Source organism: Bradyrhizobium sp. (genome assembly GCF_004799445.1).
Classification (GTDB): Bacteria; Pseudomonadota; Alphaproteobacteria; order Rhizobiales; family Xanthobacteraceae; genus Bradyrhizobium.
On sequence record NZ_SSNA01000126.1, the window covers coordinates 1 to 8,151 of the forward strand.

Here is an 8,151-nt window from a genome sequence, read left to right on the forward strand (position 1 = left end):
CAGGACCACGACGGCCGGTGAACAAGAACTCGCCGGGCCGTTTGCCGGTCGCCTTTAGGTAGTCATCGACCGCCTGGCGGGTCTGTTCGCTCAATTCAAATCTGACGGGTCGCCCAGTTTTCTTTTGTCGGACCGTTGCGCGATCGGCCGTGTATCCGCCTGCGGCGACATCCTCGACCCGAATGGCGACGACATCACAGCCGCGAAGCTTGCTGTCGATTGCCAAATTGAACATGGCCAAGTCGCGAGCGCGGCCTTCGATCTGGAGTTTCGTCCGGATCGACCAAACATGTTTGGGGCGCAGCGGCGGTTTTGCCCCCGTTAGCTTGCCCTTGTTCCACGGCACTCGCTTGGGCGCTGGGGTCGCATTCACTTGATCCTGCATGGCCATACTCCTCGGCTCGGTTACAGAGGACGAGAAGCATGTGCCACCGGATTAGGCATTGGAATCAGGTCGGTTTTCGGGCCAAAGCGGACTTCGCGTCCGGCCCAGCGGCAAATCAGCTGTAGCGTTTGACCCCAACCGGACATCGTAACTAGTCAGCCGAAGTCGCAGAAATCAAGATTTCTGCGCACTCCATGCAAGAGCGATTGGGATCAATCGGCGGGTGTGCCGACGGGCGACGGCGGCAACGGCGTGCGGCTCGCTCAGGGCCCGGCATTCATTGACCGAGGGCTTAAGAGCGATGTCGCGCGTTGTCTTGCAACTAAAGCGAGCTGACGGAGTTTACGGGGTATGAGTAGCCCAAATTGGCCCTGCAATCGGCTTTTACTCGCCCTGCCAGCCCGCAATCTCAAGCAGCTTATGCCGGAGCTTGAACAAATTCGCTGCCAACGCGGACAGGTCCTCATGGACGCCGACAGTTCGCTCCACCATGTATTCTTCCCAAGACAGCGGTGTAGTCTCGGTGGTAGCGGTTTACGCGGACGGCAGTGTCATTGAGATGGCAACAATCGGTCGGGAGGGTTGCACGGGTATACAAGCCATCTTCGGTGCCAAGAGTACTTCCGTCCGGCTTCTCGTCCAAATCCCGGGGAGCGCAACAAAGATGTCGCGCGCAGCGTTCACGCGGGCCATGGAGTCGATGCCGGCCTTCCGTAGTCTTATGTACGCTTACGTACAGGCCTTTCTCGAGCAGGTCATGGTGTCTGTAGCGTGCAATGGTGCGCACAGCCTCAAGGAGCGGCTGGCGCGTTGGCTGCTCATGATGCGTGACCGCAGTGATGGGGACGCACTGCCGATCAGCCAGAGCCTTCTCGCCGAAATGCTGGGCGTTCAGAGACCGACCATCACGAATGCCGCCGGAGAGTTGGAACGTGCAGGCTTGATTGAGCGTGGCCGACAGCAAATCACGATACTCGATCGGCAGGGTCTCATAGAGGCCTCTTGCGAGTGCTATAAGTTGGTCCGAGCGCGCGTCGCTTCTCACCTTCCTAAAACATACGTGTAGCAAAGTCAGCCGCTCAATCGGTAATGTACATTACCGACAGCCCATCCCAACTGGCGCATCATCGGTAAACCGCGGGGCTGATGGCTGGCTCCTCCGGGGTTTGCTTGGGGGCCGACTTGGCCGAAAATCAGTTAACCGAGATCGAAGCAGCGCGCGCGTTTGCTCAGGCGATCATAGATACGGTTCGTGAACCGGTTTTGGTGCTCGACCAAGACCTGCGCGTGATCACCGCGAGCCGCTCTTTCTATCGGACATTTAAGGTTAGACCCGAAGATACCGAAGGAAGGCTGCTTTACGAATTGGGCGACGGTCACTGGGACATTCCGAAGCTTCGCTTGCACCTGGAAAAGATCGTACCCGAGCACGGCGTGATGGAGGACTTTGAGGTCGAATATGACTTTCCCAACGTCGGACCACGCACGATGTGCTTGAACGCCCGCAAGGTGTTCTACGAGAAAGGCTCCCACACGACTATTCTGCTTGGTATAGAGGATGTCACTCGGCAGCGCGTCTTGGAGCGCGAAAAGGACGACCTGCTGCGACAGAAGGACGTATTGCTTGAGGAAATTCAACACCGTGTCGCTAATAGCCTCCAAATTATTGCCAGCATAATTTTGTTGAAAGCGAAGACGGTGGACTCGGAAGAGACGCGCGTCCATCTGCGAGACGCTCACAAGCGGGTCATGTCAGTTGCGGCCGTACAGCAACACCTCCACGCATCTGCGACCAGCGGGTCCGTCGAAATGGGGCCTTATCTCTCAAGGCTGTGCGAGGCCCTCGCGACCTCGATGATCGGCGAGAACCGGCCAATCTCGCTCAAAGTGTCTGGTGAAGGCGGCAGTGCGACTTCCCGCCAGGCCGAGAGCCTCGGATTAATCGCTACAGAACTTGTAATAAATTCTCTAAAGCACGCATTCAGCGAAAATACAAAAGATGGGCAGATTACCGTTGCATATGATGTTTCCGGAACAGATTGGAAGCTTTCGATCTCTGACAACGGGGTTAGCGAGCCGGACCACGTCTTTGCTCAACCAAAAACCGGACTCGGCACAGGCATCGTCAAGGCGCTCGCGCAACAGCTTGATGCCAAGGTTGAAACTTTGACCGGCCCAGAGGGAACGACCGTGTCGGTCACTCACGCCACTTTTTTGGCAAAGATGCCCCGTGTCGTGTGAAGACGGTGAACCTCAATCGACCAACAGACCAGGATGTTGCAGCTCGCGCCGATAAGGTGATTGAATGATGGAGCTTTGCTGCGGTGCATGAGTCCGTTCATGGCACTTCTCGGAAGTGGCGCGATTTCTGAGGTGAGTCCGTAATGCGCTGAAAAGCGGACTTCGACGCCATGGCGACAGCAACACATGGCGGCCTGTCGCTTAGTCCCGGAGAGGCAAATCAAGATCTGCCGCGGGAGTCATGCCAATGCCCCTGGGATACCCGATAACATCTTCTGGAGTATTTCCTCGACCGAGTGCGGCGAAATGCCAAGTTCACCAAACCCGGGAATCCCCGGCGATGACACGGTGTCGATCTGCATCAGTTCTACCTGATTACGAGTGACGGGTGGATTCGGGAGCATTTCGGAGATCCATGCCAGTGCTTGCCAAGCAGCAAATGGGATTGGAATCAGGATAGGCTTGAGGCCGGCTTGGTACGCAACGGCTCTGAGAAATTCCTCGTAAGAGTAGACGCGAGGACCGCCGCACTCGAAGATCGTCGGGTGCGCCTCGGCTCGCTGCATGACCCGAGAAATCGCCTCCGCCACATCTTCCACAAAGGCCGGCTGCAATCTCATCGAGCCGTGGCCGAACATCGGATAGATTGGAAGCCGTTGTAGGAGCTTGAGGATGGTGGTGAGTAACGCGTCGTCCGGTCCGAACATCACTGCCGGACGGATGAAAAGTGCGTCGGCAAACGCGGCCCGGACCGCCAGTTCACCTTCTCCGCGCTCTCGGATGTACCGCGATTGTGAGGCGGCATCGGCTCCGATTCCTGAAACGTGAGCGAGCCGTTCGACTCCGGCTCGGCGCGCTTGAGCCGCTATTCGTTGGGCAGACTCGACGTGCACGGAATGAAAAGTCTCCTGTCCGTGCTCGACGTAAAGACTGACCGCATTTACCACGCCGTAAGCGCCGGTAAGGGCCTCCGCGACTGACCGCTCATCGTGAATGTTGGCCTCGACGGATTGAAGTAGCGGATTATCAGGACCAAATTGCCTGTGCCCCCGATCCGGATGCCGTGACGCAATCCGAACGTTAAATTCGCGGTTGCGCAGACGTCGAACGACGCGGCTGCCGAGAAACCCGGTTCCACCAAATACTGTGACGGTCCGACCGTTCGTTGCCGCCATGCTCAAATTCGCCAGTTCATGTCGGAGCTTCTCGCTGCTGCTGGCTGAGGGATCAATCCGGGCGGTCAGCGCCCTACTACGACGGATATTATCCCTACTACGCGGGTACAACGACTACTACGATGATGGCGGCTGCTACGTTGTTCGTCGCCGCGCAATGACACGCCACGAGTTGGGTAGGGCGCTACAGCCCGGTCGCGAACTTCGCCATAACCACGAAGATGGCGATTTGCATTGTGCCCTGGATCGCCACCACGGCCACGAACCAGCGCATCCAGCGCCCGATCTTGGCGCTGTCCGGATTTGGCTTCTGCAGCTCGAAATAGAGGCGTAGATTTGTCGGCAAGAGGATTCCCGTGCCCTGGATAGTCAGGATCGTCACGATGACGAGGGCTGCGATGACCCAATGGAACTCCGGGTAGCCGACATCAAGAAAACCCATTCGTTTGGCGAGGAACCAACCGGTGGTCGAGGTGATGATGCTGACCGTCGGCATCAGGAACAGCGTTCGCGGGACCAGCCCCGAGATCATGGCGCGGCGGGCTTCGAGCGGTAGCCGCTTGAGCACCGGTCCGACCACAAAACCCATGAACAGGTCGATGCCGGTCCACAGCGCGCCGGTCATCACGTGGAGGAAATTCAACAGCCAGTCGCTGCCGTATTGGATCGCGAGAACCATCATTACCAGAGCGAGCACCGCAGCGACGACATACCAGCGGCGGACCGGCGAGGCCGTGCGAGGCGCAACGCCGACGACCTGATCGCTCATGGAGAAGCTCCGCAAAGATTTCATCGATTCAAAGAAGGCGAGCGCAGACGGTAGGTGCCGCGGCTGCGAGGGTCAACCGGGGTTCGCTTCGGTCACTCCGTAAATTCCCAATTTTACCCGGCGATCCGGTGCGTCGGCAATGTGGTCGCTATCAGGGGAAAAGCGGACGTAACCCGAACAATCAATTTCGGTAGCGAATGACCCATCTCGGACATGAAGCCGTTTGGGCATCAGTGCATTGTTGTCGCCTTCACTGCTTCAGGTCATCGCTTACGCTTGGCGGGATCGATAGATCTGGCCTTTTCCCAAAAGCGTCGAATTCAAGTCTCTTCCTATGGTCCACATCGACGAAGTCGTGGATGTCGCCGGTCAACTCGGTGGTTTCAATTTCTAATTGACTCGGCCTTCGAGATGCGCACGGGCCGGCACATCCAGGATCAGTTGGCTTATTGATAGGCATCTTAACGGATAGTTCTCTCTTCCATGACAATTCTGATGTGTGAGGTGGCTCCGATCGGAGATAAAACGTGAACACTTGGTCAAGGAAGCCGCTGATTTCCGCTCTCGCAGCCACGCTCGTTTGCGTCGGGGCCGCCGCTGCGGCGGATGGCGCGAAAAAGGATGATGCCATCGCGATGGTCAAGAAGGCGGTCGCCTCCATCAAGGAGCAGGGTCCCGATAAGGCCTACCCCGAATTTACCAACAAGGACGCCAAATTCATCGATCGCGACCTGTACGTCGTCGTCTATCAGTTCGACGGCAAGGTGCTGGCCCATGGCTCGAACCCAAAATTCGTCGGCAAGGACATGAGCGATGCGCAGGACGTCGACGGCAAGCTCTTCGTCAAGGAGCGCGTTGAAATGGCTGCCAAGCAGCCTTCATTCTGGCAGGACTACAAGTTCGTCAATCCGGTGACCAAGAAAGTCGAGCCGAAAGAGATGTACTGTGAAAGGCTGGAAAACACCGCGGTGTGTGCGGGCATTTACAAGAACTGACACCAGCGTTGTGGGTCGATCGTCGCATTGAGGGGGTGGTATGTTCGGCTGGATCAAAAACATCGGCCTGTCCTGGAAGGTTCAGCTTGCGCCCGGTCTCCTGATGCTAGTTCTGCTCGGCGTCGGCGCCTACGCCTTGCTTGCGTTGCGGTCGAATCAGGCCGCGGTCGACGCGCTCGTCTCAGGACCGGTCCGGCAATCGGAACTTGCGAACGATCTTACCACCGCCGCGTGGACGGCGCATGCCAAGCTGTATCGTCTTGCAGCCACCGCAGCCAATGAAAAGGATGAGAAGAAGGTTGCGGCCTTCGCCAAGGAAGCCTTGGATGCCGCCACCAGGATTTCGGAGGCCTTGAAGGCGGTCGAAAGCGCTCGGGGCGAATTCAAGCCGGAGGCCCTTGAAAAGCTGAAGGCTGCCGTTACCGGCTATCTCAAGAAGTCGAAAAACGCGATCGAAATGGCCGATGGTGACGCCGGATCGGCGCTGATGTTCATCAAGGGCGCGGAAAAAAGCTTTGCCGATATCGAGAAGCTGACCGACGATTTGATCACGAGCAGCAGTGACAGCAAGGATCGCGCGATTGCGCGTGCCGGGATAAAGCTGGAACAGCAACAGTTGACGATGGTCGTGCTTTTGGTCGTGGCTTTCGCAGGTATCGTCGTTTCGTTCCTGATTGGCCGGAATATTTCCCGCCCGGTGGTGGCGATGTCGAGGGCGATGCGTGAGCTGGCGGCCGGGAATTTTGAAGTTCAATTGCCGGGCCTCGATCGCCGCGACGAAGTCGGCCAGATGGCCCACGCTGTTCAGGAATTCAAGGTGCAGGCTGTCGCCAAGGCCGAACGCGAGACCGCGGATCGCGAAGAGAAGAATCGCGAGCAGCAGGCCGCCCGTCGTGCCGAGCTTCATAGCCTGGCCGGGAGTTTCGAGACCGCGGTCGGCAATATCATCGAGAACGTAACTTCCGCATCGAGCGAGCTGGAAAATTCCGCCGTTATTCTGACCAAGAGCAGTGCGGCAACCCAGCAGCTCAGCACGGTCGTTGCGACGGCTTCGGAAGAGACCTCCGCCAACGTGCAATCGGTCGCCTCCGCAACGGAGGAGATGGCCAGCTCCATCAACGAAATCGGACGCCAGGTGGCGGATTCCAACAGGATCGCCAATGAGGCGGTCGATCAGGCGCAAAAGACCGATGCGCGGATCGTTGAATTGTCGCTCGCTGCAAACCGCATCGGCGACGTCACCCAATTGATCACCACGATCGCGGAGCAGACCAACCTGCTGGCGCTGAACGCGACCATCGAAGCAGCACGCGCCGGCGAAGCCGGCCGGGGTTTTGCGGTGGTGGCGCAAGAGGTCAAGGCGCTCGCGGCGCAGACCGCAAAGGCAACCAGCGAAATCTCTACGCAGATCGCTGGAATGCAGGCGGCAACGCAGGATTCGGTTGCCGCAATCAAGGAGATCAGCGGCACGATCGGGCGGGTTTCCGAAATCGCCGCTGCGATCGCCGCCGCCATCGAGGAGCAGGGCGCCGCCACCCAGGAAATCGCCCGGAACGTGCAGCAGGCAGCCATCGGGTCCACGCAAGTCGCGACCAGCATCGCCGACGTCAACCGCGGCGCCGCCGATACCGGCTCGGCATCCTCGCAAGTGCTTTCATCAGCGCAAATGCTTTCGAGCGAAAACAATCGCCTGAAGGCCGAAGTGGTCAAATTCCTCGCCACCGTCCGGGCTGCGTGAAATTCTGCATCAAAATCCCACCGAACTGATGCCCATCGAGCAGCCGGCGAAGTTTGAACCCGTCATCAACCTCAAGACCGAAAAGGCGCTCGGCCTCGCCGTGCCGCAATCCTATGCTTGTCGCCGCTGACCGTGTGATTGGTTAGGCGTAGAGATACCGTTTGCTCAGTACATGAGTCTGCTTGAGTAACGGCAGAACAATAAACGGGGGCCGTAAAACTACGGGATACCCCCTAATTTGTTTGTGGTTCGCACGGCGAAATGCAAATTGTGCAAGATGCAAGATCTTGAAGAAATGGCCGCGAAATTATTGGAGGCCGCCCGCAAGCTACCTCCGGGGCCGAGTCGACATGAGGCATTAAAGGAGACCGGGAGATTTCGTGCGCGGATAAGTGCTCTGCTGAAGTCCGAAGCCTCGGTAGCTTTAAAGTAAGGCCGCCTCAGTTGGCGGCTCTTTCATCTCGAACTGGCGCGCAATGTCGCCCTTTGGCACTTTTCGGACCTGACGGACGACGTCAGTTCTTAAACACGCCTCACAGTTACGCGCGTCGGGGCCACAAAGCGGGGGCTTGCAGGGCGGATATCTGCGCCCGCAATCACTCGATCTCCTTGAGAGAGTCGCGACGGACCGCTCCTGGAAGGAGCTTACGGGCAGTCTCCAACAGCTTCGAGCCAACTCTTCGAAGTCTTGCATCAGTCAGCATCGGGTCTGCTCGGGGCAGGTTTCGTCGCCATCACTAGGTTGCCAAGCATAAACCAATTCGTGATCGTGACTGAGCACGCAATAACCCTTGGGTCGTGTTCCCGCATCGACGATGGAAAACAAATGTTGGCCGATTCGCTTTGCC

The 8,151-nt window shown here is 57.9% G+C and carries 6 protein-coding genes and 1 pseudogene; 4 read left to right on the forward strand and 3 right to left on the reverse strand.

The annotated features are described in order from the left end of the window. A pseudogene (locus E8A46_RS17670) lies at positions 1–385 on the reverse strand (integrase); the annotation flags it as partial. Between the two features lie 664 nt (positions 386–1,049). On the opposite strand from E8A46_RS17670, the gene E8A46_RS17675 reads away from it, so the two are divergent. Further along, positions 1,050–1,451 (forward strand): helix-turn-helix domain-containing protein, encoded by a 402-nt coding sequence (locus tag E8A46_RS17675; RefSeq protein WP_291563400.1) that lies wholly within the window; start codon positions 1,050–1,052, stop codon positions 1,449–1,451. A 116-nt stretch (positions 1,452–1,567) separates the two neighbouring features. Next, positions 1,568–2,626: a histidine kinase dimerization/phosphoacceptor domain -containing protein gene (locus E8A46_RS17680; protein ID WP_291563402.1), complete on the forward strand. Its 1,059-nt coding sequence runs from the start codon at positions 1,568–1,570 to the stop codon at positions 2,624–2,626. A 239-nt stretch (positions 2,627–2,865) separates the two neighbouring features. Here the strand turns inward: E8A46_RS17680 and E8A46_RS17685 are convergent, their stop codons facing one another. Both E8A46_RS17685 and E8A46_RS17690 read right to left on the reverse strand, forming a co-directional pair. Next, on the reverse strand, positions 2,866–3,801 hold the full coding sequence (locus E8A46_RS17685) for a complex I NDUFA9 subunit family protein (RefSeq protein ID WP_291563404.1): 936 nt from the start codon (positions 3,799–3,801) through the stop codon (positions 2,866–2,868). A 184-nt stretch (positions 3,802–3,985) separates the two neighbouring features. Continuing rightward, complete coding sequence (locus E8A46_RS17690; RefSeq protein WP_291563407.1) at positions 3,986–4,570, reverse strand: hypothetical protein; 585 nt, start codon at positions 4,568–4,570, stop codon at positions 3,986–3,988. Positions 4,571–5,121: 551 nt separating this feature from the next. Between E8A46_RS17690 and E8A46_RS17695 the strand changes: the two genes are divergently transcribed. Both E8A46_RS17695 and E8A46_RS17700 read left to right on the forward strand, forming a co-directional pair. Continuing rightward, entirely contained in the window at positions 5,122–5,565 is a 444-nt protein-coding gene (locus E8A46_RS17695; protein WP_291563412.1) for a cache domain-containing protein, read from the forward strand. Between the two features lie 40 nt (positions 5,566–5,605). Further along, positions 5,606–7,303, forward strand: coding sequence for a methyl-accepting chemotaxis protein (locus E8A46_RS17700; RefSeq protein ID WP_291563409.1), 1,698 nt, complete (start codon positions 5,606–5,608; stop codon positions 7,301–7,303). The last annotated feature ends 848 nt before the right edge of the window (positions 7,304–8,151 follow it).

Excerpts from the sequence above, each read along its gene's own strand:
- E8A46_RS17675 (WP_291563400.1), top strand. The coding sequence starts at position 1,050 with ATGTCGCGCGCAGCGTTCACGCGGGCCATGGAGTCGATGCCGGCCTTC.
- E8A46_RS17685 (WP_291563404.1), bottom strand. The coding sequence starts at position 3,801 with ATGGCGGCAACGAACGGTCGGACCGTCACAGTATTTGGTGGAACCGGG.
- E8A46_RS17690 (WP_291563407.1), bottom strand. The coding sequence starts at position 4,570 with ATGAGCGATCAGGTCGTCGGCGTTGCGCCTCGCACGGCCTCGCCGGTC.
- E8A46_RS17700 (WP_291563409.1), top strand. The coding sequence starts at position 5,606 with ATGTTCGGCTGGATCAAAAACATCGGCCTGTCCTGGAAGGTTCAGCTT.